General features: G+C 50.5%; 18 protein-coding genes and 3 pseudogenes. 15 read left to right on the forward strand and 6 right to left on the reverse strand.

Annotated elements, in window-relative coordinates; all coding sequences use genetic code 11:
* Positions 1-189: 189 nt before the first annotated feature.
* A complete protein-coding gene (locus ACJHYO_RS20550; RefSeq protein WP_001261013.1) occupies positions 190-858 on the forward strand; it encodes a DUF3313 domain-containing protein in 669 nt (222 codons plus the stop codon).
* 34 nt (positions 859-892) lie between these two features.
* On the opposite strand, the gene ydcO is transcribed toward ACJHYO_RS20550, so the two are convergent.
* On the reverse strand, positions 893-2083 hold the full coding sequence (gene ydcO, locus ACJHYO_RS20555; protein ID WP_283666517.1) for a BenE family transporter YdcO: 1191 nt from the start codon (positions 2081-2083) through the stop codon (positions 893-895).
* Between the two features lie 73 nt (positions 2084-2156).
* Between ydcO and sutR the strand changes: the two genes are divergently transcribed.
* A complete protein-coding gene (gene sutR / locus ACJHYO_RS20560) occupies positions 2157-2693 on the forward strand; it encodes a DNA-binding transcriptional regulator SutR (RefSeq protein WP_000429166.1) in 537 nt (178 codons plus the stop codon).
* A gap of 72 nt (positions 2694-2765) precedes the next feature.
* Positions 2766-4727 (forward strand): 23S rRNA 5-hydroxycytidine C2501 synthase, encoded by a 1962-nt coding sequence (rlhA, locus tag ACJHYO_RS20565; protein ID WP_001340134.1) that lies wholly within the window; start codon positions 2766-2768, stop codon positions 4725-4727.
* 91 nt (positions 4728-4818) lie between these two features.
* Here the strand turns inward: rlhA and ACJHYO_RS20570 are convergent, their stop codons facing one another.
* Positions 4819-5049, reverse strand: coding sequence for a DUF2554 family protein (locus ACJHYO_RS20570; RefSeq protein WP_000491567.1), 231 nt, complete (start codon positions 5047-5049; stop codon positions 4819-4821).
* Positions 5050-5227: 178 nt separating this feature from the next.
* Here ACJHYO_RS20570 and ACJHYO_RS20575 point away from each other — a divergent pair.
* The 7 genes and pseudogenes from ACJHYO_RS20575 to patD all read left to right on the forward strand — a co-directional run.
* Positions 5228-5290 (forward strand): annotated as a pseudogene (locus tag ACJHYO_RS20575) (type II toxin-antitoxin system HicB family antitoxin); the annotation flags it as partial.
* A 108-nt stretch (positions 5291-5398) separates the two neighbouring features.
* Positions 5399-6805 carry a PLP-dependent aminotransferase family protein gene (locus ACJHYO_RS20580; RefSeq protein ID WP_033549629.1) on the forward strand — a complete coding sequence of 469 codons (1407 nt, stop codon included), beginning with the start codon at positions 5399-5401 and terminating at the stop codon, positions 6803-6805.
* A 244-nt stretch (positions 6806-7049) separates the two neighbouring features.
* Positions 7050-8195, forward strand: coding sequence for a putative ABC transporter substrate-binding protein YdcS (gene ydcS / locus ACJHYO_RS20585; RefSeq protein WP_085455337.1), 1146 nt, complete (start codon positions 7050-7052; stop codon positions 8193-8195).
* Positions 8196-8212: 17 nt separating this feature from the next.
* Entirely contained in the window at positions 8213-9226 is a 1014-nt protein-coding gene (locus ACJHYO_RS20590; RefSeq protein WP_000220417.1) for an ABC transporter ATP-binding protein, read from the forward strand.
* Positions 9227-10168, forward strand: a complete 942-nt coding sequence (locus ACJHYO_RS20595) for an ABC transporter permease (protein ID WP_410232566.1) — start codon at positions 9227-9229, stop codon at positions 10166-10168.
* Entirely contained in the window at positions 10158-10952 is a 795-nt protein-coding gene (locus tag ACJHYO_RS20600; RefSeq protein WP_000555458.1) for an ABC transporter permease, read from the forward strand. Before ACJHYO_RS20595 ends, ACJHYO_RS20600 begins: the two co-directional genes overlap by 11 nt.
* A gap of 21 nt (positions 10953-10973) precedes the next feature.
* Positions 10974-12398 (forward strand): aminobutyraldehyde dehydrogenase, encoded by a 1425-nt coding sequence (patD, locus tag ACJHYO_RS20605; RefSeq protein ID WP_001163909.1) that lies wholly within the window; start codon positions 10974-10976, stop codon positions 12396-12398.
* A gap of 96 nt (positions 12399-12494) precedes the next feature.
* On the opposite strand, the gene yncL is transcribed toward patD, so the two are convergent.
* On the reverse strand, positions 12495-12590 hold the full coding sequence (gene yncL / locus ACJHYO_RS20610) for a stress response membrane protein YncL (protein ID WP_001303494.1): 96 nt from the start codon (positions 12588-12590) through the stop codon (positions 12495-12497).
* A gap of 194 nt (positions 12591-12784) precedes the next feature.
* Between yncL and ortT the strand changes: the two genes are divergently transcribed.
* Entirely contained in the window at positions 12785-12958 is a 174-nt protein-coding gene (ortT, locus tag ACJHYO_RS20615) for an orphan toxin OrtT (protein WP_000061178.1), read from the forward strand.
* An 85-nt stretch (positions 12959-13043) separates the two neighbouring features.
* Positions 13044-13277: a DUF2526 family protein YdcY gene (ydcY, locus tag ACJHYO_RS20620; protein ID WP_000018633.1), complete on the forward strand. Its 234-nt coding sequence runs from the start codon at positions 13044-13046 to the stop codon at positions 13275-13277.
* Here the strand turns inward: ydcY and ACJHYO_RS20625 are convergent, their stop codons facing one another.
* Both ACJHYO_RS20625 and ACJHYO_RS20630 read right to left on the reverse strand, forming a co-directional pair.
* Positions 13278-13727 (reverse strand): DMT family transporter, encoded by a 450-nt coding sequence (locus tag ACJHYO_RS20625; RefSeq protein ID WP_001076540.1) that lies wholly within the window; start codon positions 13725-13727, stop codon positions 13278-13280.
* Positions 13724-14242 (reverse strand): GNAT family N-acetyltransferase, encoded by a 519-nt coding sequence (locus ACJHYO_RS20630; protein WP_000027563.1) that lies wholly within the window; start codon positions 14240-14242, stop codon positions 13724-13726. The genes ACJHYO_RS20625 and ACJHYO_RS20630 overlap by 4 nt, the downstream gene beginning before the upstream one ends.
* A gap of 180 nt (positions 14243-14422) precedes the next feature.
* On the opposite strand from ACJHYO_RS20630, the pseudogene ACJHYO_RS20635 reads away from it, so the two are divergent.
* A pseudogene (locus ACJHYO_RS20635) lies at positions 14423-14491 on the forward strand (hypothetical protein); the annotation flags it as partial.
* Positions 14479-14646 (forward strand): annotated as a pseudogene (locus tag ACJHYO_RS20640) (GntR family transcriptional regulator); the annotation flags it as partial. The pseudogenes ACJHYO_RS20635 and ACJHYO_RS20640, both read left to right, overlap by 13 nt.
* 76 nt (positions 14647-14722) lie before the next feature.
* Here ACJHYO_RS20640 and pqqU read toward each other — a convergent pair.
* Complete coding sequence (pqqU, locus tag ACJHYO_RS20645; protein WP_085455339.1) at positions 14723-16825, reverse strand: TonB-dependent receptor PqqU; 2103 nt, start codon at positions 16823-16825, stop codon at positions 14723-14725.
* A gap of 241 nt (positions 16826-17066) precedes the next feature.
* Here pqqU and ACJHYO_RS20650 point away from each other — a divergent pair, with 241 nt between their 5' ends.
* Positions 17067-18128: a YncE family protein gene (locus ACJHYO_RS20650; RefSeq protein ID WP_085455340.1), complete on the forward strand. Its 1062-nt coding sequence runs from the start codon at positions 17067-17069 to the stop codon at positions 18126-18128.
* The last annotated feature ends 73 nt before the right edge of the window (positions 18129-18201 follow it).

Consider the following 18201-nt stretch of genomic DNA (forward strand, 5'->3'; position numbering starts at 1 on the left):
GTTTTTTAGCCGCTTAACTTACTGAAATTTAACTACTGATGATTGACTTAGCCCCTTTTTCGGCATTGACTATGTCGTCTGAAAAGGGGCTAAAAAATTTATTTTCACCAACACTTTTTTTGCCACAACACGAAGCGGCGCTTTTTGCTATAACTTAGAAAGTAATATAATCATCTCAGGAAACTATTCATGCGTACCACATCATTTGCGAAAGTTGCAGCTTTATGCGGCTTGTTGGCTCTGTCTGGTTGTGCCTCTAAAATCACCCAGCCAGATAAATATTCTGGTTTTTTAAACAATTACTCTGATTTAAAAGAAACAACCTCGGCAACAGGTAAACCTGTTTTACGTTGGGTAGACCCGAGTTTTGATCAAAGCAAATATGACAGCATCGTCTGGAACCCAATCACTTATTATCCGGTACCGAAACCTTCTACCCAGGTAGGGCAGAAAGTTCTGGATAAAATTTTGAACTATACCAACACCGAAATGAAAGAAGCGATAGCGCAGCGTAAACCACTGGTTACCACCGCTGGGCCGCGTAGTCTGATTTTCCGTGGGGCCATTACCGGTGTAGATACCAGTAAAGAAGGGCTGCAATTCTATGAAGTGGTTCCTGTTGCATTAGTGGTTGCGGGGACGCAAATGGCTACAGGCCACCGTACCATGGATACTCGCTTGTATTTTGAAGGTGAGCTGATTGATGCAGCGACTAATAAACCGGTTATCAAGGTCGTTCGTCAGGGCGAAGGTAAAGACCTGAATAACGAAAGTACGCCAATGGCTTTCGAAAATATTAAACAAGTTATTGATGACATGGCGACCGATGCCACCATGTTTGACGTTAACAAAAAGTAGTTCCAGACGCGCCATCGTTAGATGGCGCTTTTTATTATCGGTTTCTGTTAGCGATTAAATTCAACACCACGTAACAAACGCCTCCGGCAATTAATCCCCAAAACGCAGAACCAATCCCGAACAGCGTCAATCCACTTGCCGTTACCAGAAATGCCACCACCGCCGCGTTGCGCTCACGCTCATTATGCAGCGCCTGATACAAACTGCCGCCAATGGTACTCAACAGCGCAAGACCTGCCAGCATCTGGATCCAACTTACGGGCAGGGCAGCCATCATCCCGGTAATGGCACTACCAAACAGACCTGCGATCAAATAAAAAATACCAGCAACGGCAGCGGCCAGCCAACGTTGATCTTTATCCGGATGCGCTTCCGGGCTTTGGCAAATAGCCGCGGTGATTGCCGCAATACCGACGGAATAAACGCCGAAAGGGGAAAAAACAAGCGCCAGCAATCCAGTAAACACAATCAACGGCGAAACAGGAGCCGAATACCCGGCTGCTTTCATTGCTGCGATACCCGGTGCGTTTTGCGATGCCATCGTCACCAGAAAAAGGGGGAGTGCAACGCTCAGACTGTGAGCAAACGAAAAATCAGGGGGAATATAAGTGGGGAGAACGGGTTTAAAGACAACATCAGTTGTGACAACGTCACCTTGCGCGATAACGATCACGATCCCAATAATCATCGCGGCAATTACCGCATAGCGCGGCGCAACGGCCCTGGTTGCCAGCCATACCAGCAACATACTGCCACACAACGTAAATTGACCATCCAGACTGGCAAACGCCTGTAAACCAAAACGTAATAAAATCCCGGCAAGCATTGCCGCCGCAAGCGAGTGCGGAATAATGCGCATCAGACGAGCAAAGAGTCCCGTTATGCCGCAGAGGACTATTAACACGTTGGTGACAATAAAAACGCCGATGGCTTCGTTAAGTGTTAGTCCCTGTAATCCGGTGACCAACAAAGCCGCACCAGGCGTTGACCATGCGGTGAGAACAGGTACGCGATACCATAATGTCAGAGCCAGCGTACTGACGCCCATTGCCAGCCCCAGCGCCGTCATCCAGCCAGAGATTTGTGCAGTGGTGGCTCCGGCGACAATCGCTGCTTGCCAGATTATTGCCGCTGAACTGGCGTAGCCAATTAATACCGCCAGAAACCCCGCCAGTAGCGTGGGTGGAGGAATAGAAAACAGACGCATAGTCACCTCGTGCGTTATAACGTACGGCTAACGTAGCATTTGTCCGTTATAACGCACAAGTGATAAACTTCCGTTTTGCCGGAGGAGTCGCATGGAAAATCTCGCTCGCTTTTTATCCACCACACTTAAACAACTACGTCAGCAGCGCGGCTGGAGTCTTTCGCGACTGGCAGAAGCGACGGGCGTTTCTAAAGCGATGTTAGGGCAGATTGAGCGTAATGAATCCAGCCCGACGGTCGCGACATTATGGAAAATTGCCACCGGGTTGAACGTGCCATTTTCAACATTTATTTCTCCGCCGCAGTCCTCTACGCCTTCAGTTTATGATCCACAACGGCAGGCGATGGTGATCACTTCGCTGTTTCCTTATGATCCACAACTCTGCTTTGAACACTTCTCGATTCAGATGGCACCCGGTGCAATAAGCGAATCGACGCCCCATGAAAAGGGGGTAATCGAACATGTCGTCGTCATTGATGGACAACTTGATCTGTGTGTTGATGGTGAATGGCAGAGCCTTAATTGTGGGGAAGGCGTTCGATTTGCTGCAGACGTCACGCATGTCTATCGTAATGGTGGGGAGCAAACCGTACATTTTCATTCCCTCATCCATTACCCGCGCAGTTAAGCGGGAAAACTATTTCGCAACGTCGCGCTTGTGGCTAAAATAGCCGCCATTTTTCAGCTACTGGATAAGAAAGTGACCGTATCTTCTCATCGTCTTGAACTGTTAAGCCCGGCACGCGATGCCGCCATTGCCCGCGAAGCTATTTTGCACGGTGCCGATGCTGTTTATATCGGCGGCCCTGGTTTTGGTGCCCGTCATAATGCCAGTAATAGCCTGAAAGATATTGCCGAGTTGGTGCCGTTTGCCCATCGTTATGGTGCAAAAATTTTCGTCACGCTTAACACCATTTTGCATGATGATGAGCTGGAACCCGCGCAACGGCTGATTACTGACCTCTACCAGATCGGTGTCGATGCGCTGATTGTTCAGGATATGGGGATTCTGGAACTTGATATTCCGCCGATTGAACTGCACGCCAGTACGCAGTGCGATATTCGTACAGTAGAAAAAGCGAAGTTCCTCTCTGATGTTGGCTTCACGCAGATTGTGCTGGCGCGAGAGCTGAATCTTGAGCAGATCCGCGCGATTCACCAGGCCACGGACGCGACCATTGAATTCTTTATTCATGGCGCATTGTGCGTGGCCTATTCGGGTCAGTGCTACATTTCTCATGCGCAAACAGGGCGTAGCGCCAACCGTGGCGATTGCTCGCAGGCGTGCCGTTTGCCATACACATTGAAAGACGATCAGGGGCGGGTGGTTTCCTATGAAAAACATCTGCTGTCGATGAAAGATAACGATCAGACTGCCAACCTCGGCGCGCTGATTGATGCTGGCGTACGCTCCTTCAAGATTGAAGGGCGTTACAAAGATATGAGCTACGTGAAGAATATCACCGCCCATTATCGTCAGATGCTGGATGCCATTATTGAAGAACGTGGCGATCTGGCGCGCGCTTCATCAGGTCGTACTGAACATTTCTTTGTTCCATCGACGGAAAAGACTTTCCACCGTGGTAGCACAGATTATTTTGTGAATGCCCGTAAAGGCGATATTGGCGCGTTCGATTCGCCGAAATTTATCGGCCTGCCGGTGGGCGAAGTATTGAAAGTAGCGAAAGATCATATTGATGTTGCCGTTACCGAGCCACTGGCAAATGGCGATGGCCTGAACGTGATGATTAAACGTGAAGTCGTCGGTTTTCGTGCTAATACGGTAGAGAAAACCGGAGAAAATCAGTACCGCGTCTGGCCAAATGAAATGCCAGCAGATTTGCACAAAATTCGCCCGCATCACCCACTAAACCGAAATCTTGATCATAACTGGCAGCAGGCACTGACAAAAACCTCCAGCGAACGTCGGGTGGCGGTAGACATTGAACTGGGCGGCTGGCAGGAACAACTGATTCTGACCCTCACCAGTGAAGAGGGTGTCAGCATCACACATACGCTGGACGGGCAGTTCGACGAAGCCAATAACGCCGAAAAAGCAATGAACAATCTGAAGGATGGTCTGGCAAAACTGGGGCAAACCATCTATTACGCCCGCAATGTGCAAATTAATTTGCCGGGGGCGCTGTTTGTACCAAACAGTCTGTTAAACCAGTTCCGCCGTGAAGCCGCCGATATGCTTGATGCTGCGCGTCTTGCCAGTTACCAGCGCGGCAGCCGTAAACCGGTTGCTGATCCTGCGCCGGTTTATCCGCAAACGCATCTGAGTTTCCTCGCGAACGTATACAACCAGAAAGCGCGTGAATTTTATCATCGCTATGGTGTGCAACTGATTGACGCGGCGTATGAGGCACATGAAGAGAAGGGCGAAGTCCCGGTGATGATCACCAAGCATTGTCTGCGCTTTGCCTTCAATCTGTGCCCGAAACAGGCGAAAGGCAATATCAAAAGCTGGAAGGCGACGCCAATGCAACTGGTTAACGGCGATGAAGTATTAACGCTAAAGTTTGATTGCCGCCCATGCGAGATGCACGTCATTGGCAAAATCAAAAATCACATACTGAAAATGCCGTTACCGGGAAGCGTAGTGGCATCCGTAAGTCCGGATGATCTGCTGAAAACATTGCCGAAGCGAAAAGGGTAAAACGCCAGTTTTCGGGTTACTCACCACTCATCAAATCTGCATGATATTGCCTGCCGGGTAAGGCGTCATGCCGCATCCGGCAACAAATGACTCAACGCTGTCCCGCTTCTGGTTTGCGCGATTTTTGCCAGTAAAAATGCTCGCGCAAACCTTCCGCCGACTCTTCCGCCACAGCACGCAATTCATCGCTGTCCGCTTCATGACGCAGCTGATGATCCACATTCTTTACCCACATAAATTCATGTCCTTTGTGCCCTGCCATGAGTTGTCCTGAGAACAGTGCACACGTTAATAAGACAACCGATAACGCCTTCGAAAACATCCCGCCACCTTTTTCTAACCTTTTGCCGCTATGATGCCGATCGTTTCTTGAGGTTATTATTCAGTTTTGCAAATTAGAGCAAAGAAATTCTGGAATCTTCCTTCCTGATTTTGCATTGCATTCTGCCGTTGCGGCGATTTAGTGCTATTTTCGAGCACATTACACACGGAGGTAAACTTCGCCATTAAATAGTCACGATCACTTTATTGAAGTGCCTTTGAGCGTCGCCTCTAAGGCGCTTGGCAAAGAGTTATCGCTGGTGATGGTTTAATTACAGTTAACGAAAAGTTGTCATTTTTAACAACTGATATAGACTGCCGAATCATCTGCACATAATTACGATTCGATAATGAAAAAATACCAGCAGCTTGCAGAACAATTACGCGAGCAGATTGCGTCGGGTATCTGGCAACCCGGCGATCGTTTGCCTTCGTTGCGTGACCAGGTGGCGCTTTCTGGCATGAGCTTTATGACTGTCAGCCATGCCTATCAGTTGCTCGAAAGTCAGGGATATATTATCGCGCGACCGCAATCGGGTTATTACGTTGCGCCACAGGCAATAAAAATGCCGAAAGCGACAGTCATTCCAGTCACACGAGATGAAGCAGTCGATATCAACACCTATATTTTTGATATGTTGCAGGCCAGTCGTGATCCGTCGGTAGTTCCGTTTGCCTCGGCCTTTCCCGACCCGCGACTTTTCCCCCTCCAACAACTAAACCGCTCGCTGGCGCAGGTAAGCAAAACCGCCACGGCGATGAGCGTGATTGAAAACTTACCGCCAGGAAACGTAGAACTGCGTCAGGCTATTGCTCGTCGCTATGCCTTACAGGGCATCACCATTTCTCCTGATGAAATTGTCATTACCGCCGGGGCGTTAGAGGCATTAAACCTCAGTTTGCAAGCGGTAACTGAACCGGGCGATTGGGTGATAGTAGAGAATCCTTGTTTCTACGGCGCGTTGCAGGCGCTGGAGCGGTTACGGCTGAAGGCGTTATCGGTGGCGACGGACGTTAAAGAAGGGATCGATCTTCAGGCGCTGGAACTGGCGTTGCAGGAGTATCCGGTGAAAGCGTGCTGGCTGATGACTAATAGCCAAAATCCACTCGGATTTACCTTAACGCCGCAGAAAAAAGCACAACTGGTGGCGTTGCTCAATCAGTACAACGTAACGCTGATTGAAGATGACGTTTACAGCGAACTTTATTTTGGACGGGAAAAACCGCTGCCTGCGAAAGCGTGGGATCACCACGATGGTGTTTTGCATTGCTCTTCGTTTTCGAAATGTCTGGTGCCTGGTTTTCGTATTGGTTGGGTCGCCGCCGGAAAACATGCACGTAAAATTCAACGCTTGCAGTTGATGAGTACGCTTTCCACCAGCTCACCGATGCAGCTTGCGCTGGTGGATTACCTTTCTACTCGCCGGTACGATGCTCATCTTCGTCGCCTGCGTCGCCAGCTTGCGGAACGTAAACAACGCGCCTGGCAGGCTTTGCTGCGTTATCTGCCTGCGGAAGTCAAAATTCATCACAATGACAGCGGTTATTTTCTCTGGCTGGAGCTCCCCGAGCCGTTAGATGCAGGAGAATTAAGCCTGGTGGCACTGACGCATCATATCAGTATTGCGCCGGGTAATATGTTTTCTACCGGTGAAAACTGGTCACGTTTTTTTCGTTTTAATACCGCGTGGCAGTGGGGAGAACGTGAAGAACAGGCGGTAAAACAATTAGGCAAACTTATTCAAGAACGGCTGTAATAGCGTTTAATTTAATTCCTCTCAGGTTGGGTAATATGAATTTCGAATAGCAGTCATATATCCTAACTCCTTGTCTATACTCCAGAAGATAACCTTACAGACGGCATAATGCGCGGTAGCTCACAACCTGATTAAATTTTCTCAGGGCCGAAGGTGTGCCTGCAAGCCGCCGTCTATGGTTAAACAAGGAGATATTTTTACGGCACGGCGGCTGAACAATTAATTACGACAGGAGTAAGACCTTATGAGCAAGACATTTGCCCGCAGCAGCCTGTATGCGCTCAGCATGACAATAATGACCGCTCACGCCGCCGAACCGCCTACCAATTTAGATAATCCGGAAGGGCGACTGGATATTATCGCCTGGCCGGGATACATCGAACGCGGACAAACTGATAAACAATACGACTGGGTAACGCAATTCGAAAAAGAGACAGGCTGCGCGGTGAATGTTAAAACCGCCGCGACTTCCGATGAAATGGTCAGTCTGATGGTCAAAGGGGGTTACGATCTGGTTACGGCATCCGGCGATGCCTCGCTGCGCCTGATTATGGGCAAACGCGTGCAGCCGATTAATACCGCATTGATTCCCAACTGGAAAGCGCTCGATCCGCGCGTGGTTAAAGGCGACTGGTTTAACGTTGGCGGCAAAGTTTACGGCACACCTTACCAATGGGGGCCGAACCTGCTGATGTACAACACTAAAACCTTCCCGACGCCGCCGAATAGCTGGCAAGTGGTTTTTGTTGAGCAGAATCTGCCGGACGGCAAGAGCAATAAAGGCCGGGTACAGGCTTATGATGGCCCTATCTACATTGCGGATGCCGCGTTGTTCGTCAAAGCCACGCAGCCACAGTTGGGCATCAGTGATCCGTATCAACTCACCGAAGAACAGTATCAGGCGGTGCTGAAAGTGCTGCGCGATCAACATAATTTGATCCATCGCTACTGGCATGACACTACCGTGCAAATGAGCGATTTCAAAAACGAGGGTGTGGTTGCTTCCAGTGCATGGCCCTATCAGGCCAACGCCCTGAAAGCCGAAGGCCAGCCTGTCGCTACCGTTTTCCCGAAGGAGGGCGTTACCGGTTGGGCTGACACCACCATGCTACATAGCGAAGCGAAACATCCGGTTTGCGCCTACAAATGGATGAACTGGTCATTAACCCCAAAAGTGCAGGGCGATGTGGCGGCCTGGTTTGGCTCGCTACCAGTAGTGCCGCAAGGGTGTAAAGCCAGTCCGTTATTAGGCGAGAAAGGTTGTGAAACAAACGGTTTTAACTATTTCGATAAAATCGCCTTCTGGAAAACGCCTATAGCAGAAGGGGGCAAGTTTGTTCCCTACAGTCGCTGGACGCAGGATTACATTGCCATTATGGGCGGTCGCTAACTTCGCTGGGGTGCTTTATGACGTACGCAGTGGAGTTTGACAACGTCTCACGGTTGTACGGTGACGTGCGCGCAGTAGATGGCGTCAGTATTGCGATAAAAGATGGTGAGTTCTTCTCTATGCTGGGGCCGTCCGGCTCCGGCAAAACCACTTGCCTGCGCCTGATTGCTGGATTCGAACAGCTTTCCGGCGGGGCTATCTCTATTTTTGGTACGCCCGCCAGCAATCTGCCACCGTGGGAGCGGGACGTGAATACTGTCTTCCAGGACTACGCGCTATTTCCGCATATGTCGATTCTTGACAACGTAGCCTACGGGCTGATGGTCAAAGGCGTGAATAAAAAGCAGCGGCATGCAATGGCGCAAGAGGCGCTTGAGAAAGTGGCGTTGGGGTTTGTACAGCAACGTAAACCGTCACAACTTTCTGGTGGTCAGCGCCAGCGAGTCGCCATCGCCAGAGCACTGGTGAACGAACCGCGTGTGTTGTTGCTGGATGAACCGCTCGGCGCGCTGGATCTCAAATTGCGCGAGCAAATGCAGCTTGAGCTGAAAAAGCTGCAACAGTCTCTCGGTATCACTTTTATCTTCGTTACCCACGATCAGGGCGAAGCGTTATCGATGTCCGATCGGGTGGCGGTTTTCAATAATGGACGCATTGAACAGGTCGATTCTCCGCGCGATCTCTATATGCGCCCGCGCACGCCGTTTGTTGCGGGATTCGTTGGGACATCGAATGTTTTTGATGGACTGATGGCAGAGAAACTTTGTGGCATGACGGGAAGCTTCGCACTACGACCGGAACATATCCGCCTCAACACCCCTGGCGAAATGCAGGCTAATGGCACGATCCAGGCGGTGCAATATCAGGGCGCAGCGACCCGTTTTGAACTGACACTGAGCGGCGGTGAAAAACTGCTGGTGAGTCAGGCCAATATGACAGGCGAAGAACTGCCTGCCACGCTCACGCCCGGACAACAGGTGATGGTTTCCTGGTCGCGTGATGTGATGGTGGCGCTGGTTGAGGAGAGGTGAATGGCGATGAACGTATTGCAATCACCTTCACGTCCAGGTCTGGGTAAGGTGTCCGGTTTCTTCTGGCGTAATCCGGGGCTGGGGCTGTTTTTGCTGCTGCTTGGCCCGCTAATGTGGTTTGGCATTGTCTATTTCGGCTCGCTGCTGACGCTGTTATGGCAGGGCTTTTATACCTTTGACGATTTCACCATGTCGGTAACGCCGGAACTGACGCTGGCGAATATCCGTGCGCTGTTTAATCCGGCGAATTACGACATCATTGTCCGCACGCTGACCATGGCTGTGGCAGTCACTATCGCCAGCGCCATTCTGGCTTTTCCAATGGCGTGGTATATGGCGCGCTATACCAGCGGAAAAATGAAAGCGTTTTTTTATATTGCGGTAATGTTGCCGATGTGGGCGAGCTACATTGTTAAAGCCTATGCCTGGACGTTATTGCTGGCAAAAGATGGCGTGGCTCAGTGGTTTTTACAACATCTTGGGCTGGAACCACTGCTGACTGCGTTCCTCACGCTACCGGCGGTGGGAGGTAATACGCTGTCAACTTCCGGGCTGGGGCGCTTTCTGGTGTTTCTCTATATCTGGCTGCCGTTCATGATCCTGCCCGTGCAGGCGGCGCTTGAGCATTTGCCGCCGTCATTGTTGCAGGCGTCGGCTGATCTTGGCGCACGTCCACGACAAACCTTTCGCTATGTGGTGTTGCCGCTGGCAATCCCGGGTATTGCCGCTGGCTCTATCTTTACCTTCTCACTCACGCTGGGCGATTTTATTGTCCCGCAGCTGGTTGGCCCTCCAGGATATTTTATCGGCAATATGGTTTATTCCCAGCAGGGGGCGATTGGCAATATGCCGATGGCGGCGGCATTCACCCTGGTGCCGATTGTTCTCATCGCACTTTACCTGGCGTTCGTGAAACGTCTGGGAGCGTTCGATGCACTCTGAACGCGCACCGTTTTTCCTCAAACTGGCGGCCTGGGGCGGCGTGGTTTTCCTACATTTTCCCATCCTGATTATCGCTGCCTATGCGTTTAACACTGAAGATGCGGCGTTTAGTTTTCCACCGCAAGGCCTGACGCTGCGCTGGTTTAGCGTGGCAGCACAGCGTAGTGATATTCTTGATGCCGTGACACTGTCACTTAAAGTGGCGGCGCTGGCGACATTAATCGCGCTGGTGTTAGGGACGCTGGCCGCTGCCGCGCTGTGGCGACGAGACTTTTTCGGCAAAAACGCCATTTCGCTGTTACTGTTGCTGCCCATTGCGCTGCCGGGCATTGTCACTGGTCTGGCGCTATTAACCGCCTTTAAAACCATCAATCTGGAGCCGGGATTTTTCACCATCGTGGTCGGTCATGCGACTTTTTGCGTAGTGGTGGTGTTTAACAATGTCATCGCCCGTTTTCGCCGCACCTCGTGGAGTCTGGTTGAGGCGTCAATGGATCTTGGGGCCAATGGCTGGCAAACCTTCCGCTACGTAGTGTTGCCGAATCTCAGTTCGGCGTTACTGGCTGGAGGAATGCTGGCGTTTGCCTTGTCGTTCGATGAAATCATCGTGACGACTTTTACGGCAGGTCATGAACGAACGTTACCGTTGTGGTTGCTCAATCAGCTTGGGCGACCGCGTGATGTACCGGTAACCAACGTGGTGGCACTGCTGGTTATGTTGGTAACAACCTTGCCGATCCTGGGGGCCTGGTGGCTAACCCGCGAAGGCGACAATGGTCAATAACCACTGATACAGGAATATGCTATGCAACATAAGTTACTGATTAACGGAGAACTGGTTAGCGGCGAAGGGGAAAAACAGCCTGTCTATAATCCGGCAACGGGGGACGTTTTACTGGAGATTGCCGAGGCATCCGCAGAGCAGGTCAATGCTGCTGTTCGCGCGGCAGATGCAGCATTTGCCGAATGGGGGCAAACCACGCCAAAAGCGCGTGCGGAATGCCTGCTGAAACTGGCTGATGTTATCGAAGAAAATGGTCAGGTTTTTGCCGAACTGGAGTCCCGTAATTGTGGCAAACCGCTGCATAGTGCGTTCAATGATGAAATTCCGGCGATTGTCGATGTCTTTCGCTTTTTCGCCGGTGCGGCGCGCTGCCTGAATGGTCTGGCGGCAGGTGAATATCTTGAAGGTCATACTTCGATGATCCGTCGCGATCCGTTGGGGGTCGTGGCTTCTATCGCACCGTGGAATTATCCGCTGATGATGGCTGCGTGGAAACTGGCTCCGGCGCTGGCGGCAGGGAACTGCGTAGTGCTTAAACCATCAGAAATTACCCCGCTGACCGCGTTGAAGTTGGCAGAGCTGGCGAAAGATATCTTCCCGGCTGGCGTGATTAACGTGCTGTTTGGCAGAGGCAAAACGGTGGGAGATCCGCTGACCGGACATCCCAAAGTGCGGATGGTGTCGCTGACGGGTTCTATCGCCACTGGGGAACACATCATCAGCCATACCGCGCCGTCCATTAAGCGTACTCATATGGAACTTGGTGGCAAAGCGCCAGTGATTGTTTTTGATGATGCGGATATTGAAGCAGTGGTCGAAGGTGTACGTACTTTTGGCTATTACAATGCCGGACAGGATTGTACTGCGGCTTGTCGGATCTACGCGCAAAAAGGCATTTACGATACGCTGGTGGAAAAACTCGGTGCTGCGGTGGCAACGTTAAAATCGGGTTCGCCGGATGACGAGTCTACGGAGCTTGGACCTTTAAGCTCGCTGGCGCATCTCGAACGCGTCAGCAAGGCGGTAGAAGAGGCGAAAGCGACAGGGCACATCAAAGTGATCACTGGCGGTGAAAAGCGCAAGGGTAATGGCTATTACTATGCGCCGACGCTGCTGGCTGGCGCATTACAGGACGATGCCATCGTGCAAAAAGAGGTATTTGGTCCGGTAGTGAGTGTTACGCTCTTCGACAACGAAGAACAGGTGGTGAACTGGGCGAATGACAGTCAGTACGGACTTGCATCTTCGGTATGGACGAAGGATGTGGGCAGGGCGCATCGCGTCAGCGCGCGGCTGCAATATGGTTGTACCTGGGTCAATACCCATTTCATGCTGGTAAGTGAAATGCCGCACGGTGGGCAGAAACTTTCTGGTTACGGCAAGGATATGTCACTTTATGGGCTGGAGGATTACACCGTCGTCCGCCACGTCATGGTTAAACATTAAGGATAATATTGCAGATCGTAAGAGTATGAGATGATCTTGCGTACTGTCAGAGCACTGATTTCTCTGACAGTACGTGCTGCGTGCAAAATCACAACATCAAATAAACCAGCCAAATCTCATAGAGATAAGAGTAAACAAACCAACAGCAGCAAAGACATTTATCAGTACTACAGTTCTACTGGAAACATTCATTTTTGCCACCTTTTATCATTGCCCCTATGTGTATAGTACGGGTTAAGAAAATCCGCAATAATACTCATTCTGAAGATAGATAAGGGCAAGTTGCTGTTTGATGATTTTTTCTCTAACTGGTGAAAAAACTTGATGCACGTCAAAAAATGACGCATATTTGCGCGCGTTTTATTCATCTGGCTGGACGCCCGTACATGTCTCTCTATCAACATATGCTTGTTTTTTATGCGGTTATGGCAGCAATCGCATTTCTTATCACCTGGTTTCTTTCTCACGATAAGAAACGCATCCGTTTCTTAAGCGCCTTTCTGGTGGGGGCAACATGGCCGATGAGTTTCCCGGTGGCGCTGTTGTTTTCTCTGTTTTAAATCTTATGCACTGGCTTGACGGCACCACGCAGACTTATATCATTTGGATGAATCGATAAATTTCACAAGTGGCTAAGGAGAAAGTATGTCGCATCTGGATGAAGTCATCGCGCGCGTGGATGCCGCGATTGAAGAGAGCGTCATTGCCCATATGAACGAATTATTAATCGCCCTGAGCGATGACGCGGAGTTAAGTCGGGAAGATCGCTACACCCAGCAGCAGCGTTTGCGCACCGCTATTGCTCATCACGGTCGCAAACATAAAGAAGATATGGAAGCGCGCCACGAACAGTTAACCAAAGGCGGTACCATCCTCTGATTAAAATGAGCGTCTGGCCACCAGCCAGGCGCCAACCACAAGTAAAATTGCGCCACAAATTGGGCCGATCAACGCCCGAAGTGGTACGCCATGGCTGCGGAAGATATCCAGCACCAGACCGCCAATCAGCTGGCTGGCGACCAGTACCGCAATAGTTGTCGCCGCTCCCACATTCTGATATCCGCTGATACTGGCGAAGACAAAAAACGATCCCAGCAAGCCAGGTATAAGTGTCCACCAGCGCACGCTGGACACCAGTTCGCCAAACCCCGCCATGCCTTGTTTAAACCATAAAATAGAAACAAAGAGCACAATCCCCACCAGTGAGTTCAGCAACATGGCGATGAGAATGGTAGAGGAGGTCTGGGTGATGCGCACCATCAGCGTGTTCTGGACTACCAGACCAATCCCGGCTGCAATCAAAAAGGCAAGGGTAAGTGACTGATTCATCCAATCGCGTCCGGTTCAGTGCGCTCGTCGAGTTGCAACTGCATAAATGTCAGATCCAGCCAGCGCCCAAATTTAGTGCCTACCTGCGGCATTTGCGCGGTGACGACAAATCCCAGCGACTGGTGCAGATGCAGCGAGGCCTGATTTTGCGATTCGATCCCGGCGACCATGACATGCTTCCCGCAATCCCGCGCTTCATCAATCAATCGGCTTAACAATTTACGCCCCAGACCTTTCCCCTGATGATCGGGATGGACATAAACCGAATGTTCCACGGTATGGCGAAAACCATCAAAACTACGCCAGTCGCCAAACGAGGCATATCCCGTCACTACGCCATCTTCTTCACTCACCAGCACCGGATAACCTGCTATGGTCCGCGCTTCAAACCAGGCAATGCGGTTATCCGCATCCACCGTTTGGTCATTCCAGATAGCCGCCGTATACAACACGGCGTGGTTATAAATTTCCGCAATTGCAGCACAGTCGGCTTTGCGGGCAAAACGGATGGACATGTCTGGCCTCGATAAAATAATGATGATGATGTTATCAATACTATCGAAAACAGCCCGAAGCAACGGATTCCTCTATGAAATTATTGCGTGTTGCAGAGGGGATGTGACGGCTGCAAACAAAACCAATCCTGTGAGCTTGCTACTATTGATGGATTCATGCCAAAAGCACAGGAGAGCATTATGGGGCAACAAACGCAGCGTAACCGATGTTGGGTTCTGGCCTCGCGTCCGCATGGCGCGCCGGTTCCTTACGTCTGGTTTCGGTAAATGCGCTCTTTGTCGCACCAGCGCAAGCATTTACAGTTCCGGAAGTGGGAAAACGTCAATTAAATGAAATCAATCGGATCCGCTACGAACTGGAATTAATGGCAGTTGCTCTGGCTGTCGAAAACCTCACTATGCAAAAAAACGTTGCTATGTTGTGCCAGCAATACAGCCGATAAATAAAATACGCCCGGCAAATACCGGGCTTAAAGATAATTACTCAAATCGCCACGCAATATTTATGCCGACACCATAATTTCGTCCGGGCGCAGGTTCGTAATATCGCCCGTTTGACTCATTGACAATGACAGAGCCAACGTATTCTTTATCGAATAAATTATCGACACGACCAAATAAATCCACGGTAAAATTGTGGTAATTGTATTTATACCCGGTGAATAAGCCGACGAGTGTATAAGAAGGCGCTTTGGCCGTATTTTCATCATCTGCCATAATATCGCCCATATAACGCGCTTCCGTGCCTGCATACCAACCATCTTCCGGTATATAACCTATCGACGCAAAGCCCATATTACGGGCGATCCCTGGCATCCGGTTACCGTTACAATCCTGTTCATTGCACACATTGCTGCGATAGGTCGCATCAAGCCAGGTCCAGGACGCTTTTACGCGAAAATCTCCCGCGAAACGTTGATCCCATGCCAGTTCAGCGCCTTGACGACGGGTCTTTCCGGCATTTTTGTAAGTCGTACGCCCACCGCTACTGCTATCGACAACAATTTCATCATCGGTGTCGGTCTGGAACAATGCGAGACTAAGCAGCCCATCACCAATACGCGTTTTACTGCCGATCTCAATTGTATCGTTGGTGGAGGGTTTTAACCCAAAGTTCATACCGCTTTGTCCATCAGCACGATAAGACAGCTCATTAATCGTCGGCGTTTCAAAACCTCGCCCGGCTGCCAGATAGATATTCCAGGCATCGGTCATTGCATATTTTAACGAACCGGCAGGTAGCCATTTGTGATAACTGGCATCACCGCTGTCATCGCCGTTACCCGGAGTAACGTAATGGTCGTTGGAATCAAACCACACGGAGCTGTAGCGCACGCCAGCATCCAGCGACAGTTTTTCGCTCAGCTGCCACTGCGTCTGTAAATAGGGATCGACGTTCCACATCAGATTGCGTTCGTCGCGGCGCAACTCACCTTTTTGCCCGTATTCCGGCACGCCGCTATTCAGGCGGAAGTTATTGTAGCCCTTGCGGTTTTCACTCATGTTTTCGTAGTTCAGGCCGGTAGTGAACGTGAGCGGAACGCCCAGTTCACCACGGTGTGTCCAGCGGCTGTCTATCCCCTGATAATGGCGTTGCAGAGTAATCACGCCGCCCGCATGTGACGGGTTAAGTTGGGGAGCCATGGGGATTGACTGGTACTGGGTCGTTTCTCGCTCTCCGGCATACATCATCACACTCATATCATCTTGCGCGCTCAGGCTAAGCTCATAGCGCAACCCAGCCTGAGTTTGCTTGATGGTTTTTCGCGTGTCGTACTGTTCTGCACGAGGCGCTTGTTGTGGATTCGCCTTCCATTCTGCTTTGGTTAGCCCACCTGGGTCATCTGCTTTGATATCCACACTATTGAAAATCAGGCTTAATTTGCTGGCGTCATCAATGCGTACGCCCAGTTTGGCATTGGCTAAATTTTTCTGTGCGCCGCTATGGTCACGATAGCCGTGGGTCGTAAAACGTGTGGTTGAGACGGTGTAATCGACATCGCCGGGTTGTGTGCCGTCGCCCGTTGCGCCCGTAGCTTTCAGCCCATAGCGCCAGCTGCCAAAACTGCCGTAGTAACTACTGGCTTCAATGGTTGGTGGCTGTTGTCCGGTCTGGGTGGTGACATTCATTACACCGCCAGACGCGTTGCCATACAGAGCAGAGAAGGGGCCACGCAGCACTTCCACATTTTGCACACTGCTTAAATCGATGTTGGATGTCTGCCCTTGTCCGTCGGGCATGGTAGCGGGAATACCGTCCACATACAGGCGAATACCACGAATTCCGTAAGTGGAGCGGGAGCCAAATCCGCGAATCGACAGCTGTAAATCTTGCGCATAGTTCTGCCGGTTTTGTACCTGTAAACCAGGCACTCCGGTCAGTGATTCAGACAAGTTAATGCGCGGTGTTGCCAGGCGCATCTCCTCGCCATCCACCACGCTCACGGCTGCTGGGGTATCCAGTTCTGAAACCACCTGCGGTGCGGCACTGACAATCATGGTCTGTTCATCAGCGGCAAAAACAACGGGGGAAAGGACAAGCAGTGCGGGCAAAACGGTCTGTCGGACGGAAAAAATCTTCATGAAAAAAGCCAGGTTAAGAATGGGAAAACACCGTCATGGTAATGAAATTGTAAATTTATGGAAAACGAAACGGCACAATACGTTAAGTAATTGAGAAAATTGTAGTCGTAACGGTAAGAAATGCTCCACATTTGAGAAAATAATGATTACCATTCCCATTTATAACAAGGGCGTAACGATGATTACGCTTAGCGAAGCATTGTGAAGCAGCAAAAATATCGGTTCATCAAAGGGAGTCGTCATGCATTTACGTCATCTGTTTTCATCGCGCCTGCGTGGTTCATTACTGTTAGGTTCATTGCTTGTTGCTTCATCATTCAGTACGCAGGCCGCAGAAGAAATGCTGCGTAAAGCGGTAGGTAAAGGTGCCTACGAAATGGCTTATAGCCAGCAAGAAAACGCGCTGTGGCTTGCCACTTCGCAAAGCCGCAAACTGGATAAAGGCGGCGTGGTTTATCGTCTTGATCCGGTTACTCTGGAAGTGACGCAGGCGATCCATAACGATCTCAAGCCGTTTGGTGCCACCATCAATAACACGACTCAGACGTTGTGGTTTGGTAACACCGTAAATAGTGCGGTCACGGCGATAGATGCCAAAACGGGCGAAGTGAAAGGTCGTCTGGTGCTGGATGATCGTAAGCGCACGGAAGAGGTACGCCCGTTGCAACCACGTGAGCTGGTAGCTGATGATGACACGAACACCGTTTACATCAGTGGTATTGGTAAAGAGAGCGTGATTTGGGTCGTTGATGGCGAGAATATCAAACTGAAAACCGCCATCCAGAACACCGGTAAAATGAGTACCGGTCTGGCGCTGGATAGCAAAGGCAAACGTCTTTACACCACTAACGCTGACGGCGAATTGATTACCATCGACACCGCCGACAATAAAATCCTCAGCCGTAAAAAGCTGCTGGATGACGGCAAAGAGCACTTCTTTATCAACATCAGCCTTGATACCACCAATCAGCGTGCATTTATCACCGATTCTAAAGCGGCAGAAGTGTTAGTGGTCGATACCCGTAATGGCAATATTCTGGCGAAGGTTGCGGCACCGGAATCACTGGCTGTGCTGTTTAACCCAGCGCGTAATGAAGCCTACGTGACGCATCGTCAGGCAGGTAAAGTCAGTGTGATTGACGCGAAAAGCTATAAAGTGGTGAAAACGTTCGATACGCCGACTCATCCGAACAGCCTGGCGCTGTCTGCCGATGGCAAAACGCTGTATGTCAGTGTGAAACAAAAATCCACTAAACAGCAGGAAGCTACCCAGCCGGACGATGTGATTCGTATTGCGCTGTAATAGATATGGCGAGGGTGAAAACGGAAAGAATTGCCTGACTTTTATCACGCCGCATCCGGCACCTTCGTCAGTA

This window comes from Escherichia sp. WS1118, assembly GCF_046487695.1.
GTDB classification, from domain to species: domain Bacteria; phylum Pseudomonadota; class Gammaproteobacteria; order Enterobacterales; family Enterobacteriaceae; genus Escherichia; species Escherichia coli.